The 18,732-nt window shown below is 73.9% G+C and carries 15 protein-coding genes; 7 read left to right on the plus strand and 8 right to left on the minus strand.

The window, feature by feature from the left end:
• The first annotated feature begins 6 nt into the window (after positions 1–6).
• From AB0J46_RS09085 to AB0J46_RS09095, 3 genes are read left to right on the plus strand one after another with little or no spacing between them, the layout of a single operon-like run.
• Positions 7–1,152 carry a Gfo/Idh/MocA family oxidoreductase gene (locus AB0J46_RS09085; protein WP_358284758.1) on the plus strand — a complete coding sequence of 382 codons (1,146 nt, stop codon included), beginning with the start codon at positions 7–9 and terminating at the stop codon, positions 1,150–1,152.
• Complete coding sequence (locus tag AB0J46_RS09090; protein ID WP_364328495.1) at positions 1,149–2,309, plus strand: DUF993 family protein; 1,161 nt, start codon at positions 1,149–1,151, stop codon at positions 2,307–2,309. Before AB0J46_RS09085 ends, AB0J46_RS09090 begins: the two co-directional genes overlap by 4 nt.
• Positions 2,306–3,166: a sugar phosphate isomerase/epimerase gene (locus AB0J46_RS09095; RefSeq protein WP_364328498.1), complete on the plus strand. Its 861-nt coding sequence runs from the start codon at positions 2,306–2,308 to the stop codon at positions 3,164–3,166. Before AB0J46_RS09090 ends, AB0J46_RS09095 begins: the two co-directional genes overlap by 4 nt.
• Here the strand turns inward: AB0J46_RS09095 and AB0J46_RS09100 are convergent.
• The 7 genes from AB0J46_RS09100 to AB0J46_RS09130 form a co-directional block, all read right to left on the minus strand.
• Complete coding sequence (locus AB0J46_RS09100) at positions 3,163–4,206, minus strand: glycoside hydrolase family 88 protein (protein ID WP_364328501.1); 1,044 nt, start codon at positions 4,204–4,206, stop codon at positions 3,163–3,165. The genes AB0J46_RS09095 and AB0J46_RS09100 overlap by 4 nt on opposite strands.
• A gap of 190 nt (positions 4,207–4,396) precedes the next feature.
• The gene (locus AB0J46_RS09105; RefSeq protein WP_364328504.1) at positions 4,397–6,967 is read right to left on the minus strand and encodes a PEP/pyruvate-binding domain-containing protein; all 2,571 of its coding nucleotides are present in this window, start codon (positions 6,965–6,967) and stop codon (positions 4,397–4,399) included.
• A 34-nt stretch (positions 6,968–7,001) separates the two neighbouring features.
• Complete coding sequence (locus tag AB0J46_RS09110; protein WP_364328507.1) at positions 7,002–7,919, minus strand: alkaline phosphatase family protein; 918 nt, start codon at positions 7,917–7,919, stop codon at positions 7,002–7,004.
• Between the two features lie 8 nt (positions 7,920–7,927).
• Complete coding sequence (locus AB0J46_RS09115) at positions 7,928–8,737, minus strand: TIM barrel protein (RefSeq protein ID WP_364328510.1); 810 nt, start codon at positions 8,735–8,737, stop codon at positions 7,928–7,930.
• Complete coding sequence (locus AB0J46_RS09120; protein ID WP_364328513.1) at positions 8,734–9,735, minus strand: LacI family DNA-binding transcriptional regulator; 1,002 nt, start codon at positions 9,733–9,735, stop codon at positions 8,734–8,736. The genes AB0J46_RS09115 and AB0J46_RS09120 overlap by 4 nt, the downstream gene beginning before the upstream one ends.
• 124 nt (positions 9,736–9,859) lie before the next feature.
• Positions 9,860–10,954 carry a hypothetical protein gene (locus AB0J46_RS09125; RefSeq protein WP_364328516.1) on the minus strand — a complete coding sequence of 365 codons (1,095 nt, stop codon included), beginning with the start codon at positions 10,952–10,954 and terminating at the stop codon, positions 9,860–9,862.
• 91 nt (positions 10,955–11,045) lie between these two features.
• Positions 11,046–12,473, minus strand: a complete 1,428-nt coding sequence (locus AB0J46_RS09130) for an FAD-dependent monooxygenase (RefSeq protein ID WP_364328519.1) — start codon at positions 12,471–12,473, stop codon at positions 11,046–11,048.
• Between the two features lie 92 nt (positions 12,474–12,565).
• Here AB0J46_RS09130 and AB0J46_RS09135 point away from each other — a divergent pair, with 92 nt between their 5' ends.
• Positions 12,566–12,859, plus strand: coding sequence for a helix-turn-helix domain-containing protein (locus AB0J46_RS09135; protein WP_352365580.1), 294 nt, complete (start codon positions 12,566–12,568; stop codon positions 12,857–12,859).
• Positions 12,860–12,872: 13 nt separating this feature from the next.
• On the opposite strand, the gene AB0J46_RS09140 is transcribed toward AB0J46_RS09135, so the two are convergent.
• Entirely contained in the window at positions 12,873–14,387 is a 1,515-nt protein-coding gene (locus AB0J46_RS09140; RefSeq protein WP_364328522.1) for an LCP family protein, read from the minus strand.
• A gap of 224 nt (positions 14,388–14,611) precedes the next feature.
• On the opposite strand from AB0J46_RS09140, the gene AB0J46_RS09145 reads away from it, so the two are divergent.
• From AB0J46_RS09145 to AB0J46_RS09155, 3 genes are read left to right on the plus strand one after another with little or no spacing between them, the layout of a single operon-like run.
• On the plus strand, positions 14,612–15,340 hold the full coding sequence (locus tag AB0J46_RS09145) for a hypothetical protein (RefSeq protein WP_364328525.1): 729 nt from the start codon (positions 14,612–14,614) through the stop codon (positions 15,338–15,340).
• Between the two features lie 40 nt (positions 15,341–15,380).
• Complete coding sequence (locus tag AB0J46_RS09150; RefSeq protein WP_352365574.1) at positions 15,381–16,565, plus strand: thiolase family protein; 1,185 nt, start codon at positions 15,381–15,383, stop codon at positions 16,563–16,565.
• Positions 16,562–18,649, plus strand: a complete 2,088-nt coding sequence (locus AB0J46_RS09155) for a 3-hydroxyacyl-CoA dehydrogenase NAD-binding domain-containing protein (RefSeq protein WP_364328528.1) — start codon at positions 16,562–16,564, stop codon at positions 18,647–18,649. The genes AB0J46_RS09150 and AB0J46_RS09155 overlap by 4 nt, the downstream gene beginning before the upstream one ends.
• Positions 18,650–18,732: the final 83 nt, after the last annotated feature.

Raw genomic sequence — 18,732 nt, forward strand, 5'->3', positions numbered from 1 at the left:
ATCCCCATGAGCGTGCGCACCATCGGCGTCGTGATGAACGGCGTCACCGGACGAATGGGCTATCGCCAGCACCTCGTCCGTTCCGTCCTGGCCATCAACGAGCAGGGCGGCGTCACGCTCTCGGACGGCGACCGGGTCAGGCTGCGCCCGGTCCTGGTCGGCCGGAACGCCGACAAGCTCGCCGACATCGCCGACCGGCACGGGATCCCCGACTTCACCACCGACCTCGACGCCGCCCTCGCCGACGACGACAACCTGATCTACTTCGACGCCCAGGTCACCAGCGCCCGCGTCAAGGCCGTGCTCAAGGCCATCGAGGCGGGCAAGCACGTCTACGCCGAGAAGCCCACGGCCGAGTCGGTGCAGGAGGCCGTCGCGCTGGCCGAGGCCGCCACGGCCAGGGGCGTGAAGAATGGCGTCGTGCAGGACAAGCTGTTCCTGCCGGGCCTGCTCAAGCTGAAGCGGCTGATCGACGGCGGGTTCTTCGGCCGGATCCTGTCGGTGCGCGGCGAGTTCGGCTACTGGGTGTTCGAGGGCGACTGGCAGGAGGCGCAGCGCCCGTCCTGGAACTACCGGGCGCAGGACGGCGGCGGGATCGTGCTCGACATGTTCCCGCACTGGCACTACGTGCTGGAGAACCTGTTCGGCCGGGTCCGGTCGGTCTACGCCAAGGCCGTGACGCACGTCCCGTCCCGGGTGGACGAGCAGGGCCGCGCGTACGAGGCCACCGCGGACGACGCCGCGTACGGGATCTTCGAGCTCGAAGGGGACGTGATCGCTCAGATCAACTCCTCCTGGACGGTCCGCGTGAACCGCGACGAGCTGGTCGAGTTCCAGGTGGACGGCACGCACGGCAGCGCCGTCGCGGGCCTGCGCAACTGCCGCTTCCAGCACCGTGCCGCCACCCCCAAGCCGGTCTGGAACCCCGACCTGCCCGCCACGGCCCGCTTCCGCGACGACTGGCAGGAGGTGCCGGACAACGCCGAGTTCGACAACGGGTTCAAGGTCCAGTGGGCGGCGTTCGTCCGGCACGTGCTGGAGGACGCGCCGTTCCCCAACGACTTCGCCTCGGGGGCGCGCGGCGTGCAGCTCGCCGAGCTGGGCCTGCGCTCGAACGCCGAGGGCCGCCGGATCGAGGTGCCGCAGCTATGAGGATCGACCTGCCGGGCGGCGCGTACGAGCTGCGCGAGCCGGTGAGCTGGCCGGCCTCGGCCGCCCCGGCCGCGAGCCGGGTGGTCTACGCGGCGGCGCACGTCGTCGCCGACCCGCTCGGCGACAACACGCCGGGCTCCCCCGCCGCCGTCGACTGGGAGGCCACGCTGCGCTTCCGCCGCCACCTGTGGTCGCACGGCCTGCGGGTGGCCGACGCCATGGACACCGCCCAGCGCAACATGGGCCTGGACTGGGCGGCGACCAAGGAGCTGATCCGGCTCAGCGCCGAGGAGGCGCGCGCCTTCGGCGACCCGGCGGCGCTGGTGGCCTGCGGCGCGGGCACCGACCACGCGCCCGGCGCCGCCGACCTGCACACGATCATCGCCGCGTACGCCGAGCAGGTGGAGGCCGTCCAGGCGGCCGGGGCGGGCGTGATCGTCATGGCCTCCCGGCAGCTGGCCAGGGTGGCGGCCGGGCCCGCCGACTACCACCAGGTGTACGGCAAGGTCCTCGGCCTGGCCGACCGCCCGGTGATCCTGCACTGGCTGGGCGAGATGTTCGACCCGCAGCTCGCCGGCTACTGGGGCGCGCCGGACGTGGACGCGGCGACGGAGTCGTTCCTGGAGCTGGTCCGCGCCCACGCCGCCGTGGTGGACGGCGTCAAGGTGTCGCTGCTGGACGAGGAGCACGAGGTGCGGCTGCGCGCCGCGCTCCCCGAGGGCGTCCGGCTCTACACCGGCGACGACTTCAACTACCCCTCGCTCATCAGGTCGGGCTCGCACGCGCTGCTCGGCATCTTCGACGCCATCGCCCCGGCCGCCGCAGCGGCCCTGCGCGAGCTGGACGCCGCCGAGGCGGCCAGCGGCGAGGAGGCGGCCCGCCGCCTGGCCCGTTACGACGAGATCCTGGCCCCCACGGTCGCCCTGTCGCGGAAGATCTTCGAGGCGCCGACGTACCACTACAAGACCGGCATCGTCTTCCTGGCCTGGCTCAACGGCCACCAGGACGCGTTCGCCATGGTGAACGGCGCCCAGTCGGCGCGCTCGTTGCGCCACCTGGCGGAGGTGTTCCGGCTGGCCGACCAGGCCGGGCTGCTGGCCGACCAGGAGCTGGCCGTGCGCAGGATGACGGCGCTGCTGGCGGTGAACGGCCTGTGAGCCTGTCGCTGAACCAGTGGACGACCAGGCGCTGGTCGGTCGCCGAGGCCGTGGACGGCTGCGCGCGGCACGGCCTGGAGGCGATCGGGCTGTGGCGCGAGAAGGTGGCCGAGGAGGGGCTCGCGCGCAGCGCCAAGCTGGTGCGCGAGGCCGGGCTGCGGGTGTCCTCGCTGTGCCGGGGCGGCTTCCTCACGGCGGGCGGGCTGCCCGGCGAGGAGGGGCGGCGCGCGTTCGAGCGGGCGCTCGACGACAACCGGCGGGCCGTGGACGAGGCTGCCGAGCTGGCGGCCGCGTGCCTGGTGATGGTGGTCGGCGGGCTGCCGGGGGTGCGGCCGGGCGAGCCGCTGCCGCCCGGTTTCTCCAAGGACGTCGCCGGTGCGCGGGAGCGGGTCGCCGAGGCGCTGTCGGTGCTGGCGCCCTACGCCGGCGAGCGCGGCGTCAGGCTGGCGCTGGAGCCGCTGCATCCGATCTACTGCCCCGACCGGGCGGTGCTGTCCACGCTGGGCCAGGCGCTCGACCTCAGCCTGCCCTACCCGGAGGAGCAGGTCGGGGTGGTGGTGGACACCTTCCACGTGTGGTGGGACCCCAGGCTGGCCGAGGACGTCGCGCGGGCCGGGCGGCGCATCGCGTCGTACCAGGTGTGCGACTACCTGCACCCGCTGCCCGCCGACGTGCTGCTCGGGCGGGGCATGATGGGCGACGGCGTGATCGACTTCGCGCCGATCACCCGGGCCGTGCTGGCCGCCGGGTACGCGGGCGACATCGAGGTCGAGATCTTCAACGCCGACGTCTGGGCGGCCGACCCGGACGAGGTGCTGGCCACGATGCAGGCCCGCTACGCCGAGCTGGTGGTCTAGACGCGGCCGGGGTCGATCGTGCCGTCGAGGGTGAGGGCGGCTTCGAGCAGGAAGTAGTCGCCCCAGACCAGCTCGTGGGCGGTGGCCAGGCCCTTGCGCCGGTCGTAGCAGCCGTCCACCAGGCCGCCGTGCTCGTTGAGGTGGTCGCGGGCCAGCGCGTCCAGCGTACGGGCGGCCTGCTCGCGGTAGCCGTCCTTGGCCAGCGGCGCGAGCTTGGCCAGGGCGGCGGCGGCGATCGCGGTGGCCGAGGTGTCGCGGGGCGCGGCGGGGATGCCGGGGTCGTCGAAGTCCCAGTAGCAGACCAGGTCGGACGGGACGTGGGCCAGGTACCAGTCGGCGACCTCGGTGGCCGGGCCGATGAACTCGGCCGACAGGTGGGCGGCCTGGGCCAGGCCCAGCATGGCCCACGCCTGCGCGCGGGCCCAGGTGCTGCCGGGTGAGGAGCCGTTGACGGCGCCGGCCGAGGTCTGGGCGACCGAGCCGTCCTCCCGTACGCACATGGCGTAACCGGTGCGGGCGTGAGACTCGGCCATCACCAGCAGCTCGCGGGCGCCGGTGCGTTCGCAGGCGAAGGCCAGCAGCGGGACGGTGCCGGGCAGGCCGTCCACGCAGGCGCCGGGGCGCGGCCAGCCGTACCTGACGACGTCCTCCTCCTGGGGCGGCAGCAGGCCGGCCAGCGGGTCGAAGCCGATGCTCAGCGACCGGGCGGCGGCCACGGCGGTCGTGGCGCCCGGCTCCTCGTCGCCGGCGAGCACGGCCGGGAGCGCGGCGCCGTACCAGAACAACATGCCGCGCAGCAGCGTGGGGGCGTCGGTGCGGGCGGCCAGCCGTTCGGCGACCTGGCCGGCGGCGCGGGCGTAGCGGGGCTCGCCGGTGGCGACCGCGGCCAGGGACAGCAGACCGCCCCAGAAGCCGCCGCACCAGTCTCCGTCCTCGGACCAGGTCCATTCGCCCGTCACGGGGTCGGCGTAGAGGGGGAAGCGTCCTTGAGACTGCGCGAGGGTCCCGCCGACCCTGCGCACCAGCTCTGTGACCAGCATGGAACCGCCTCATCCGGAAACGTGATGCCTCCTCCGGTTACCCGGGGCGGCACGGGCTTAACGGGACGCGTCCCAGACGATCAGGTAGCGCCGGCGCGGGACGAGCCGGGCGGGATCAGGCTGAGCACCAGCCGCTGGTAGTGCACGTTGTGATTCCAGTACGGATCGGGCACCTGATCACCATAGTGCTCTAAAGGGTCACCGTGCCCGCCGCTCCGTCGACGGTGATCTCCTGGCCCGTGGCGATGCGGCCGGTGGCGTCGCGGACGCCGACGACGGCGGGGATGCCGTACTCGCGGGCCACCACGGCGCCGTGCGACATGGCGCCGCCCATCTCCATCACCAGGCCGCCGGCCGTGAGGAACAGCGGCGTCCAGCCGGGGTCGGTCGAGGGGCAGACCAGGATCTCGCCCGGTTCGAGGTGGGCGCCGTTCGGGTCGAGCACCACCCGGGCGAGGCCGGTGACCGTGCCGGCCGAGGCGGCCGTGCCGGTCAGCGCGCCGTCGGGGACCGGTCCGGCCAGGGCCTCGGGCTCGGTGCCGTCGGAGAGCATGATCCGGGGCACGTGCCTGCGGCGCGACTCCCGCTCGTACGCCGTCCGCCGCTCGCGTACCAGGTCGCGCAGGTCGCCGCCGGACAGGGCGGACCTGGCCTCCTCCAGGCGCAGGAAGTACACGTCGGCGGGGTCGTCCAGGACGCCGGCGGCGGCCAGGTGCTCCCCGACCGCGCGCAGGCTGTGCCGGACGGCGGCGATGGCCCTGACCGCGTGGTACTTGGGCAGTTCGCGCAGCCCCGCGTACGCCCGGGTGCGGCCGAGCGCGAAGCGCACCACGGGCGCCCGCCACCGGCCCCTGCGGGCGGCCAGCTCGGCGACCCGCTCGACCTCGTCCCGCGCCGCCCGCGCGCCCCTGGCGAACAGCGCGTCGGGGGCGAGGCCGGATCCGGCGTCCATGCGCAGGTAGTTGGCCAGCACGCCGAGGATGTGCGTGGGGTCGTCGGACCAGCGGGGCACGCCGACGTCGATCTCGGCCACGCCGCGGTGGCCGTACCTGCCGAGGAAGGCGGCGAGCTCCTTCTGGGCCCGCGGCGGCAGCTCGCCGGCCCGGTAGCGGCGGGCCAGCTCGGCCGCGGGCGCCGCACGGAACGCCTCGGGCTCGACGCGGCCGGCCAGGTCCCACAGTTCGAGGTCCATCTCGGTGGTCGGGTTGTTCGGGACGCCGCGCAGGACGTCCTGCAGGTCGCCCACCCGCGTGCCGGAGAGCCGGGCGGCCAGGCCGAGCAGGGCGTAGCCGGTGATCACGATCGGCATGATCGAGACGATGGCCGGGAACGTCCCGGCGAGCAGGCGTTCGGCGTGGTCGAGGCGCTGGGCGGGGGTGGCGCCGGGCGGCGGTTCGAGCCTGCGGTCCAGCTCCTCGCCGACGCGGGCGGCGTGGGCGAGCGCCCTGGCCGGGCTCAGCAGCGCGTCGCGGACGCGCGCCGGCGCGTGCACGCGGCGCGCGAAGCGGCGCAGCCCGCGCAGGAACGGGCGCGGCGAGGTCTGGACGACCGACAGCCGCGGGTCGCCCGCCAGCTCCCGCACGACGGCCGCGGCCCGCGCCTCCCCCAGGGGCATCATGCGGGTCAGGACCGCCCGGCCGGTACGGCTGCGCAGCGGCGTGGTCAGGTCGATCCACAACCGCTGCCCCGCCTCGGACAGGAACGCCGGGCCGTCGAGCCGGTCGGCGGGCGGGTGCCCGAACAGGGCCGCCGCCCCCGAGGCGACCAGGTTGAACACCGAGACCCCCATCGGCGTGAGCGGCCCCATCACGCCCTGGGCGACGTTGAGCGACAGGTGGACGCGCAGGCCGGGCCCGGCCGGCCGGGGCAGCGGGTGGAGGGTGGTGATCGACCTGGCCTGGGTGAGCCAGAGCGTGCCGTCCTGGCCGATGGCCCACTCGGTGTCCTGCGGCGTGCCGTAGTGGTCCTCGACGCGCGCGCCGAGCTCGGCCAGGGCGAGCACCTGCGCGTCGGTCAGGCACAGGCCCCCGGCGGCGGTCCCGACGCGTTCGACGCCGCCGCCGGGCAGCGGCCGGACGGCCAGCTTCGGGTGGCCCGCCCGCCGTTCCAGCACCCGGCCGCCCGAGACGACGAACCGGTCGGGATCGACGGCTCCGGAGACGACCGCCTCGCCGAGTCCGGGGGCGGCGTCGAGGACGGTCTCGCGCCGCCTGCCGGTCACCGGGTTGGCCGTGAACATCACCCCGGCCACCCGCGCGTCCACCATCACCTGGACGACCACCGCGAGCCGGACGCCGGCGTGGCCGACGCCGCTCGCCTCCCGGTAGGCCACGGCCCGGTCGCCCCACAGCGAGGCCCAGCAGCGGCGCACGGCGTCGAGCACCGCCTCGGCGCCCACCACGTTGAGGAAGGTGTCCTGCTGGCCGGCGAAGCTGGCGAACGGCAGGTCCTCCGCCGTGGCCGAGGAGCGCACGGCCACCGGGACGTCCGCGCCGAGCCGCGCGTAGGACGTCAGGATCGCCTCGCGCACCGGGGCGGGCATCTCGGCCCGGAGCAGGTGGCGCCTGGCCCGCGCGGCGAGCCCGTCGCCCGGGGTGAGGTCGAGCCCGGCGGCGACCTGCCGGTAGGCGTCGGTGGTCAGGGCCCAGCCGGGCGGGACGGGCAGGCCGGCGCGGGTCAGCTCGCCGAGGTTGGCGGCCTTTCCGCCCACTTCGGCGAGCATCGTGGCGTCGATCTCGGAGAGGTCGCGTGTGGTCCTCATGGAAGGCACCCCCTCTCCCGAGTCTGCCATAAATTCACCAACTGTTGAACAGCGGTGTCCCGTCCAGTTCCCAGGCCGGGTCGAGCGGCACGCCGAGCAGGGCCAGCGCGGTCGGGCCGACGTCCACCAGGCGGGGCTCGGCCAGCGGGCGGCCGCCGAGGTCCGCGTCCAGCCGGTTCGCGATCACGAACACCGTGCGCTCCTCGGCCGAGGTGCCGCCGTGGCCGCCCTCGTCCACGTGGCCGTGGTCGGTGGTGACCAGCACGGTCCAGCTCTCCCCCGGACGGGCGCGGACGGCGTCGAGCAGGCGGCCCAGGTAGGCGTCCTGGGCGTGCAGGGCGGCGGCGTACTCGGGGCAGTGGGGGCCGAGGGCGTGGGCCACCTCGTCGGTGTCGCCGAGATAGACGAAGGCGAGGTCGGGGCCGGTCTCGGCGAGGTGGCGCTCGGCGGCGTCGGCGATCTGCCGGTCGGCGGCGGTCCAGGTGAGGGCGTAGCCGTCCAGGACCATGCGGTGGTCGATGGCGGGGCCGAACGCGCCGTGCTCGCCGAGGGCGGCCCAGGAGAGGAAGGCGGCGGTCACGAGGTCGGGGCGGGCATTCTTCGCACGACTCAAAAAGTCCGGAAATTTCGTGAACTGGTGGCTGGTGAAGCTGTTGTCCACGACGCCGTGTTTGTCGGGCCAGGCGCCCGTGGCGATCGACGACCAGCCGGGGCCCGAGTCCGTGCGCGATCTGATCACGCGGCCCGCCGCCGGCGGCTCCGGAGCCTTGGGCACGACCTCGCCGGGCGACTCCGTCCTGGGGGCCGCCGCCTCGCCGTACGGGAGCTTGCTGGTGCCGTACGCGCCGGAGGCCATCAACGACGACAGGACCGGCGGTGCCAGGGCGACGAGCCGGTCGAAGCGCAGGCCGTCCATGCCGACCACGAGGACTTTGTTCTTGTTAAGGGGCATTCCCCTATCTAAGCGGTGAACCGTCGCACCCAGGCGACCGCGCCCGGCAGGATCTCCTCGACCGGCGCCACGTCCGGGTACCAGGTGCGCTCCCACTCCAGCGAGACCCATCCGGCGTACCCGGCCGCGCGCAGCAGGTCGCCGGCCTCCTCCAGCGGGACCGAGCCCGTCCCCATCGGGACCGGGGTGGTGTCTTCGGCCGAGACGGCGTCCTTGACCTGCACGTAGGCGAGCGAGGGGCCGAGCGCCGCGAGCGTGGCGGCCGGGGACTCGCCGTGCCGCCAGGGGTGCAGCAGGTCCCACAGCGCGCCGGTGACTTCCGGGCATCCCGCCTCGGCCAGCAGCCCGGCCACGGCCGCGCCGGTGGGCATCCGGTCGTGCGTCTCGACCAGGACGCGTACGCCGAGGGCGGCGGCCGTACCGGCCACAGACCTCAGCCGGCGGGCGCCGACCGCCGGATCGTCGCCGCGGGGGAACACCCGCACGCCCGGCGCGCCCAGATCGGCGGCCAGCCGCAGGTCGGCGAGGAGCGCGTCGGCGACCGGCGCGTCCGGTCCCGGCTCACAGATGCCGACATATCCAGCCAGGGCGGCGATCTCCAGCCCCGCTCGCTCCACCCGTTCCCGCACCGCGCGCCGCTCCTGCCCGGTGAGCCCGGCATGGACGCCCGTGTCGGGATGCAGCCGCAGCTCAAGCCCCTGGCAGCCGTGCGCGACGGCGATCCCGGCCGCCCGCTCCAGCCCCTCCCCAGGCATCCCCAACGTGCTGACCGCCAGCTTCACGCCGTCACCCCCGGCTTCCGCGTCCGTCACGCTCACGCCATCCTCCTGACGCTCTCCCGCAGCACGACCTCGCCCGCGACGTGCTCGACCACGGGGGCGGCGGCGTCCTCGCGGCCGAGCGCGAGCTCCAGGGCCCGCGCCCCCATGTCCGTCAGCGGCAGCCGCACGGTCGTCAGCGCGGGCACATGATCACGCAACGTGACGATGTCGTCGAACCCGGCCACCGAGACGTCCTCGGGCACCCGGATCCCGCGCTCCCGGCAGGCGGCCAGCGCCCCCACGGCCATCACGTCGTTGACCGCGAACACGCAGGTCGTCGCCTTGCCGATCTCGGTCGCGGCCCGGTAGCCGCCGTCGCGGTCGAACGGCCCGTGGACCACGACGGGCTCGGGCAGGCCCAGCTCCCGCAGCGCCTGCGTGAACCCCTCGCACCGGTCGGCGGCGGTCACCAGGTGGGGCGGCCCGGCCAGCACGGCGAAGCGGGTGTGCCCGAGCCCGGCCAGCGCGCGGGCCAGCGCCGCGGCGCCGGCCCGGTTGGCGGGCGCGACGGTGTCCACGCCGAGCAGGTCCTGGCCGACGCACGCGGCCCGCCCGCCGCCCTCCTGGTAGCGGGCCAGCTCCTCGCGCAGCCGCCCGGTCACGACGGGGTCGGCGACCCGGGAGCCGGCCAGCAGCACGGCGCGCACGCGCTGGGCGTTCATGGTGGCGACGTAGGCGATCTCCTGCTCGGGGTCGCGGTGGGTGGTGCCCACCATGACGAGCATGCCCTCGGTGGCGGCGGCCCGCATCGCGCCGTCGGCCAGCGCGGCGAAGTAGGGGTCGGTCAGGTCGTGGACGACGATGCCGATGACGTTGCTCGCCCCCCGGGCCAGCGTCTGGGCGGCGATGTTGGCGCGGTAGCCGAGCTCGTCGGCGGCCCGTTCGACGCGGGCCCGCAGGGTCGCGCCCACCTGGCGGGTGCTGCCGTTGAGCACCCGCGAGGCGGTGGCGAGGGAGACGCCGGCCTGTTTGGCGACGTCCTCAAGCGTGACCACGAGACCTCCCGGAAAGCGGTTTCCAAGTCTGCCAGACGACGACCTGGCTCCGCATCCTCGCACGCCCGCCCGCGGCGGCGACACAACTCGCGGCACCGCGCTCACCAGGACGGCGACGGGACCCTCACGCCCAGGGGAACAGGATGTCGAACAGGCCCTTCTTCTCGCTCGGCGCGGGGGCGGGCTGCTCCTGCTGCGCGGGCGGCGCCTGGGTGGGGGGTGCGCTCTCCTGCCGCTCCGGCTGCCTGGTGGCGGGCGCCTTGGCCGACTCCTCGGCCGAGTCCTCGGGGGTGCCGTCGGAGGTCTCGTTCATCCCGTCCTGCGGGCCGTGGGTGACCTTCTCGTCGGGCGTGGCCGTCGGACGGCTCTCGCGGGTGGCGGTGGGCCGCGCCGACGGCTCGCGGGTGGGACGGGGGCGGCGGGCCACGGGGGTGGGGGTTACGGTCTCGGACACGGTCGGCTCGGCGGTGTCCGTTTCCCCGGGTTCGGGGGCGGACTCGGTCTCCTCCGGGAGCGCGGTCTGCGGCGGGGCGGTGACCTGGCTCGCGCCGGCGCAGGCGCCGACCCCGCACGGGTCGTCGGAGGAGGTGCCGGTGAGCAGCCAGCCCGCCCCGGCGCCGACCAGCACCACCGCGGCGGCCGCCAGCACCAGCACCCTGGTACGCCGGCGCACCTCGCGATCGCGCCCGGCGCCGCCCCGGCGGTCGTCGGCGTCGTCGGTCCAGCCGGAGCCGAGGAAACCGCGCCTGGTCTCACCCTCGTCGTCGTCGCGTCCGGGCTTGTAGCCCTGGTCCAGCGGCAGGTAGGGCAGGTCGTCGTCGGCCGCGCGGTCGTCGCCGGGAACGTCGGGGCCGTCCGCCTCGACGACGGCGTGCGGCCCGCTCAGGCTCTCGTACGGCCCGGCCAGCGTCTCGTGCGGCCCGCTCAGGGCCTCGTGGGACCCGCTCGGCCCGTCCAGGACGTCGTGCGGGCCGCTCGGGCCGTCGAGCACGTCGTGCGGCGCGTCGGCCGGGGTCGCGGGGGTCGCCGGGACTTCGACGGGCTGCGCGCCCTGGCCGGCCGAGAGGATGTAGGTCTCGTTGCCGGAGACCTGGATCGCGGGCTGCTCGTCGGTGTCCTCGGTGCTCCACCTGGGGGACAGCACGTCTCCGGTCAGCTCCGGGTTTAACGGTTTACCCTGCCCATCCTCGTACGGCCTGTCGTTCTCGTCGCGCGCCACGATGGAACCTCTCTAGCTCTGAATACGGACCGCGACCTTTCTTAACAGACTTGTCCGGAAATTTCACATGTTTCGCTAAAGTTACTCTGCGTCACATTGGTCCCAGCCAGCGGGCGAGCGCGGCCTCCAGCGGGTGCCCCCGCGCCTCCGATGTCCAGGCCGTATAGCCGTCGGGCCGCACGAGCAGCGCCTCGGCGTCGTGCTCCGCGCTGCCCCGCACGACCTCCAGCCGGTCCGCCCACGGAGCGGCCGCGGCCACCAGGTCGTCGCGCCCGCCGAGGTCCAGCAGCAGCGCCCGGCCGCCGCGCAGCAGCTCCGCGGTGCGCACCACGCCGCCGGCCGTCTTGACCGGCAGGTCGGGAGCCATCCGCCCGGCTCCGGGCACGCCCACGTCGTAGGCGGTGTCCACCCCGGCGATCATCCCGCTCAGGTACTCGTTGACCTGGTCGAACCGCATCAGCTCGGCGAACAGCTCGCGCAGCGGGTCGACGGCCGGGTCGGGATGGGCCAGCGCGCTCTGGGCCCGCACGTTCCACAACACCCGCGCGCCGACCGGATGCCGCTCGGCGTGGTAGCTGTCCAGCAGCCCGGCGGAGGCTTCGCCGCGCACCTCGGCGGCCAGCTTCCAGCCCAGGTTGATGGCGTCCCCCAGGCCGGTGTTGAGCCCCTGGCCGCCCCAGGGGAAGTGCACGTGCGCGGCGTCCCCGGCCAGCAGGACGCGGCCCGCGCGGTAGGTCTCGGCCTGCAGGGCGGCGTCGCCGTACCGGGACAGGTTGCGCGCGCCGGCCATCGGGACCGGGACGCCGAGGATGTGCTCGGCCGCCTCCTGGAGCTCCTCGATCGCGACGGGGGCCTCCCGGTCGGCGTGCGGGGCGCGGAAGTCGTAGGTGGTGACGCGGCTGTGCCCGGCGGGGTCGAGCCAGACGATGGCCCAGCCCCGCGGCGTACGCGTGTAGCCCGGCGGCACCGTGTACGGGTCGAGCAGCCGCACGTCGCCCATGAGCGCGGCGACGCGGGCCCCGGCGCCGGTGAACGGGATACCGGCGGCCTTGCGCACGACGCTGCGCGCGCCGTCGGCGCCGACGACGTACCGGGCGGTCAGCTCGCGGCCGTTCACGGTCAGGGCGACGTGGTCGTCCCGCTGCTCCAGGCCGGTGACCTCCTGGCCGCGCCGGATCTCCGCCCCCAGGGCCGCCGCGCGGCGGGCGAACACCTGCTCGGCCCACGCCTGCGGGCTGCCCACGATGCTCGGGCCGCCGTCCGAGACCGCGCCGAGGTCGAGCCCGAACAAGCCGGAGAAGTGGAAGCTCACGCTCCCGTACGTGGACCGCCCCACCGCCTCCAGCAGCCCGCGCCGGTCCAGGCTCCGAGCCGTGCCCGCGTGCAGCGTCCCGGCCTTGGACTGGCCGGTCGGCACGGCGAGCCGTTCGAGCACCAGCGGCCGCACCCCCTGCAGGCCCAGCTCGGCGGCGAGCAACATGCCCACGGGCCCGCCACCCACCACGGCGACATCGAACACAGCACCCTCCCAACCTCAGCTGAGTACGTAATCTTCGTACATACGAACAATGCCCGTCAAATCACCGTTCGCGTTATCCGTACAATGGCGGCATGCTGCACCCGTCGCGTGACCAGATCCAGTTGGTGGAGGTGCTCGCCGCGCTCGGCCATCCCGTACGCGCCAAGATCGTGCGCGCGCTGGCCTCGGGGGACGAGCTGTTCTGCGGCGAGGTCGTGGCCGACGTGCCGAAGTCGACGCTGACCGCCCACTGGCGGGTGCTGCGCGAGGCCGGCGTCATCTGCCAGCGCCCGGAGGGCCGCAAGCTGTTCATCCGGCTGCGCCGCGACGACCTCGACGCCCGCTTCCCCGGCCTGGTCGATCTGCTGCTGGCCGAGGACCTCTAACCCGCCGGCCGGGTCACAGGCAGGGGTTCGTGGTGGAGTCGACCACCTTGTCCTTGAGCGAGCCCGGGATCGCCGACGCCACCCGCACGCCCGGCCAGTCGGCCCCGATGACGAGCTGCACGATCGGCCCGTCGGGCAGCGGGGTGACCTTGGTCGCGTACGGCTTCGGGTTCACCGGGGCGACCTTGCCCGCCACCGGCGTGCGCTTGTCCTTCGACAGCCGGGCGGCCACGGCGTCCCCGTAGACGGCGCCGTTGTCGGCGTCCTTCTTCGCGTACCGGATCGACGTGGTGGCCACCGGCGCGGCGTTGCCGACCTGGACGACGGCGAACCCCTGGTCGGCCAGTTCGTCGGCCACCTGACCTGCCTTGCCCAGCTCGGTGGTGCCGTTGAGCACCTGGACGCGCACCTGCCCGTTCTCGACCTTCGGCTTGGCGGCGGCCGAGGGCGGGGTCACGTTGACGTCGGAGCGCACGGCCTCGAAGAAGTTGCGCGCGTCCGGCTGCTTGAGCTGCACCCGGTTCTTGTCGGCCGGGTACGCCTCCACCGGCACGGTGATGCCCTTGAGCTCCTTGGCGGTCAGTCCCTTGACGCTGCCCGCGATCTCCAGCATCCGCGACAGCGTGAGCTTGTCGTCCAGAGTGACGGCCTTGGCCCCGGCCCGCAGGAACGCGTTCAGCTTGCCGGGGTCGGTGAGCAGCCCGCCATCGGTGATCTTGTCCAGCACCTTGGTGAGGAAGACCTGCTGGCGCTGGATGCGGCCGAGGTCGCTGCCGTCGCCGAGGGTGTAGCGGGTGCGCACGTACCCGAGGGCCTGCTCGCCCTTGACGACGTGCTTGCCCGCGCTGAGCACGAGCTTGGCCTTGGGGTCGTTGACCGCCTTGGGCAGGCAGATCTCGATGCCGCCCAGGGCGTCGACGATGCCCTTGAAGCCGGTGAAGTCGACCTTCACGATGTGGTTGATCTTGATGTTGGTGAGCGATTCGAGCGTCCGGACCGTGCAGTCGATGCCGCCGTCGTTGAAGGCGGAGTTGATCTGGCGCAGCCCGCCGGCCAGCATCGTGCCGGTGCGGCTCCGGCACTGCGGGATCATGACCATGGTGTCCCGGGGGAAGCTGATCATGGTGGCCTTGTCCCGGTCCGGGGAGATGTGCAGCACCATGATCGTGTCGGTGCGCTCACCGAGGCCCTGCGACTTCGCGCCGTACTTCTTGTTGTCGCCCTCGCGCGAGTCCGAGCCGACGAGCAGCACGTTGAGCGCGCCGGTCTCGGGCGGCCGCGACGGCCCGGCGTCCACGGGCACGCGCGGGATCTCGTTGTCGACGCTGCGGTAGTAGGCGTACCCGCCCAGCGTGACGGCGACCAGCACGAACGTCAGCGCCATGCTCACCCACGCCAGCGGCGTGATCCGCCGCGCAGGCCCCGGGGGCCGGTCCAGGCGACGGTCGGGGCGCTGATCGGGGTGGCGGTCCGGGCGGCGGTCGGGGCGATGCTGCGGCCGTTCCGGCGCTCTCCGGCCCTCGCTCACGCGCCCCCCTCTACGCGCGCCCGCACAGGACGCGCCCCCGCGCGCCCCTCGCAGAGCGCGGCCCCCTTTGGTGTGACGCGCAGCATACTGATATTCCGCCGTATATACGGCGTGTCGCAAATTTCACCCCATGGCAGCCTCCGGCGGACGCGTCCGGCGAGGGCTCCATGCAATGCGCGCGAATCCACGGCGTCACTACGGTCCGTGACGCCATCATGACGTCCATGCTTCTGACCGAGATGGCGCCCCCTCCAGGCGCCGAGGCGCTGGCCGGGCTGCGCACCGCCGCCCGGACCGCCCGCCGGGCCGTCTTCGTCGCGCTGGCCGGCTCGATCGCGCTGCTGGCCACGTCACAGGTGCTGGCCGACCGCGCGCCGACCAGAGAGCAGACGTTACCGCTCGCCGTGCTCTCGCTGGCGGTGTTCGCGACCGCGCTGCCCGTCCTGGCGGTCACCCAGCTGGTGTGGGGCGCGCGGGCGCGCCTGGTGCGCCGGCGCGAGCGCGAGCTGTTCGCCGTGCCGCCCTCGGCCCGGCGGCGTCCGCTGAGCCGGCTCGGCGTCGCGTCCGGCTGGGCCGTGCTGCTGCTGCTCGGCGCCACCTCTCCCGGCCAGTTCAGGGCGGCCGCTCTGTACGCCTTCGCCGACGCCCTGAGCTGGGCCGTCGAGGCCGCCATGGTGATCGGCCTGGCCGCGGGGGTGTCGTTCCTCATCTGGTGGGCACGGGACGCCCTGGGGATAGTGGCGCGCGCCGGTCGTCCGGGTGGATCACCTGGCGATCCGTGGGATCCCGGCCGGGGCGCGCGTCCACGAGGGGGCGCGGCGCTCTGGACGGGCGCGGCCGTGGCGGTCGCCGCCCTGCTCGGAGCCCGCGCCCATCTCTGGGAACCGCCCATGCCGATCGTTTACGCGCTGCTGACCGCCGCCCTCGTCTGCGGGGTGGTTACCGACGAGTAGCATAGGCGCGGAATCCCATCCAAGAACGAGGAGCGAATCCGTGCCTTCCTCTCGTGACGTCGTGTTCGTCGACGGCGTACGCACGCCCTTCGGCAGGTCAGGGCCGAAGGGACTGTACGCGGAGACCCGCGCCGACGACATGGTCGTCCGCGTCATCCGCGAGCTCATCCGGCGCAACCCCGGTCTGCCTCCCGAGCGCGTGGACGAGGTGGCCATCGCCGCGACGACCCAGATCGGCGACCAGGGCCTGACCATCGGCCGCTCGGCCGCGGTGCTGGCCGGTCTGCCCAAGAGCGTGCCCGGCTACGCGATCGACCGCATGTGCGCGGGCGCGATGACCGCGGTCACCACGGTCGCGGGCGGCATCGCCTTCGGCGCCTACGACGTGGCCATCGCCGGCGGCGTCGAGCACATGGGCCGCCACCCCATGGGCGAGGGCGTGGACCCCAACCCGCGGTTCCTGTCGGAGAAGCTGGTCGACCCGAGCGCGCTGGTCATGGGCATGACCGCCGAGAACCTGCACGACCGCTACCCGTCCATCTCCAAGGAGCGCGCCGACGCCTACGCGGTGCTCTCGCAGGAGAAGGCGGCCAAGGCGTACGCCGACGGCAAGATCCAGCCCGACCTCGTTCCCACCGCGGTCCGGACGGCCGAGAAGGGCTGGGGCCTGGCCGCCGAGGACGAGGCGCCGCGCCCCGGCACCACGATGGAGGCGCTGGGCGCGCTCAAGACGCCCTTCCGCCCGCACGGCAACGTCACCGCGGGCAACTCCTCCGGCATCAACGACGGCGCCACCGGCTGCATCGTGGCCGCCCGCGAGGTCGCCGGCGAGCTGGGCCTGACGCCGAAGATGCGCCTGGTCTCCTACGCCTTCGCGGGCGTGGACCCCGAGGTGATGGGCGTGGGCCCGATCCCGTCCACCGAGCGGGCGCTGCGGCTGGCCGGGCTGTCCATCGGCGACATCGGTCTGTTCGAGATCAACGAGGCGTTCGCCGTCCAGGTGCTGGCCTTCCTGGAGCACTTCGGCATCGCCGACGACGACCAGCGCGTCAACCCCTACGGCGGCGCGATCGCCTTCGGCCACCCGCTGGCCTCCTCGGGCGTCCGGCTCATGACGCAGCTCGCCCGCCAGTTCGGCGAGCGGCCCGACGTGCGGTACGGCATCACCACCATGTGCGTCGGCATGGGCATGGGCGGCACTGTGATCTGGGAGAACCTGGCATGAGCGACATCGAGACCTGGCGCGCGCTGCTGAGCGGGCGCAACACCGACGAGGTCGTCACCAAGGCCCTCGTGCGCGACGTGCCGCTGCCCGGCGGCGCCGGCACGATGGCCCTGATCACCCTGGACAACGGCTTCGACCACACCAAGCCCAACACCTTCGGCCCGCACGGCCTGTTCGCGCTGGAGGAGGCCCTGTCGCGGATCGCGGAGCGCACCGACCTGGCCGCCGTGGGCGTCACCGGCAAGCCGTTCATCTTCGCCGTCGGCGCCGACCTCAAGGGCGCGGCCGCCGTGGCCTCCCGCGAGGAGGCCGAGGCCATCGGCGCGCTGGGCCACCACGTCTTCCGCAGACTGGGCGAGCTGCCGATCCCGACGTTCGCGTTCGTCAACGGCGCGGCCATGGGCGGCGGCCTGGAGATCGCGCTGCACTGCGCGTACCGGACGATCTCCTCCGGCGTGCCCGCGGTGGCGCTGCCCGAGTGCTTCCTCGGCCTGGTGCCCGGCTGGGGCGGCACGCAGCTGCTCCCCCGCCTGATCGGCCCGGCGAACGCGATCAAGCTGATCATCGAGAACCCGCTGTCGCAGAACCGCATGATCAAGGGCGCGGACGCGTACAAGCTGGGCGTCGCGGACGCGATGTTCGAGCCGGCCGACTTCCTGGAGGAGTCGCTGCGCTGGGCCGCCCGCGTGGTCAAGGGCGAGGTCGCCGTCGAGCGGCAGCAGCACGACGGCTGGGACAAGGCCGTCGCCGACGCGCGCTTCCTGGTGGACATGAAGCTGCGCGGCGCCTCCCCCGCCCCCTACCGGGCGCTCGACCTGATCGCGCTGGCCGCGACCGCCTCGCGCGACGAGGGCTTCGCCGCCGAGACGCAGGCGCTGGCCGACCTGCTGATGGGCGACGAGCTGCGGGCCGGGCTCTACTCCTTCGACCTGGTCCAGCGCCGGGCCAAGCGGCCGGCCGGCGCACCGGACAGGTCGCTGGCCCGCAAGGTCACCAAGGTCGGCGTCGTGGGCGCCGGGCTGATGGCCTCGCAGATGGCGCTGCTGTTCGCCCGCCGCCTGGAGGTCCCGGTCGTGCTGACCGACCTCGACCAGTCCCGCCTGGACAAGGGCGTGGGGTACGTGCACGCCGAGGTCGACAAGCTGCTGGGCAAGGGCCGCGTCTCGGCCGACCAGGCCAACCGGCTCAAGTCCCTGGTCACCGGCTCCCTGACCAAGGACGCCTTCGCCGACGCCGACTTCGTCATCGAGGCCGTCTTCGAGGACATGGCGGTCAAGAAGCAGGTGTTCGCGGAGGTCGAGGCCGTGGTGTCGGCCGAGTGCGTGCTCGCCACCAACACCTCCTCGCTCTCGCTCACCGAGATGGGCGCCGGGCTGGCGCACCCCGAGCGGCTGGTCGGGTTCCACTTCTTCAACCCGGTCGCCGTGATGCCGCTGCTGGAGATCATCAGGGGCGCCTCGACCGACGACGCCACGCTGGCCACGGCGTTCGCGGTGGGCAAGTCGCTGCGGAAGTCGTCCGTGCTGGTCAAGGACGCGCCGGCGTTCGTGGTCAACCGGCTGCTGACCTGCTTCATGGGCGAGGTCGTGGCCGCCGTGGACGAGGGCACGCCGCTGGAGGTCGCCGAGCACGCGCTCGACGGCCTGGGGCTGCCGATGACGCCGTTCGCGCTGCTGCAGCTCGTCGGCCCGGCCGTCGGCCTGCACGTCGCCGAGACGCTGCACGCGGCCTTCCCCGAGCGGTTCGGCGTCTCGGAGAACATGGCCAAGCTGGTCGCCTCGGGCAAACCCGGCGTCTACCGTCCGGACTTCTCGCTCGACCCGGAGGCGGTGGCCCTGTTCGCCGGCGGCACGTCGCCGTCCACGGCCGAGCAGGTCCGCGAGCGCGTGCTCGGGGCGCTGTCCCGGGAGATCCGGATCATGCTGGACGAGGGCGTCGTGGCCGGGCCGCAGGACATCGACCTGTGCATGATCCTGGGGGCCGGCTGGCCGTTCCATCTGGGTGGCATCACGCCTTATCTGGACAGGTCGGGGATCGCCCAGCCCCGGTTCCTTCCGCCCGGTGTGGCCTCGCTGCCCGCGTGATTTTACGGAGGCCCGCCCGGCGGGTCTCCGTACGTCATGGCCGCCTTCGCCGTAGCGTACTGTGCCGTCCTACGAACGGAGAG

The organism is Nonomuraea sp. NPDC049758, from assembly GCF_040674635.1.
Lineage (GTDB): Bacteria > Actinomycetota > Actinomycetes > Streptosporangiales > Streptosporangiaceae > Nonomuraea.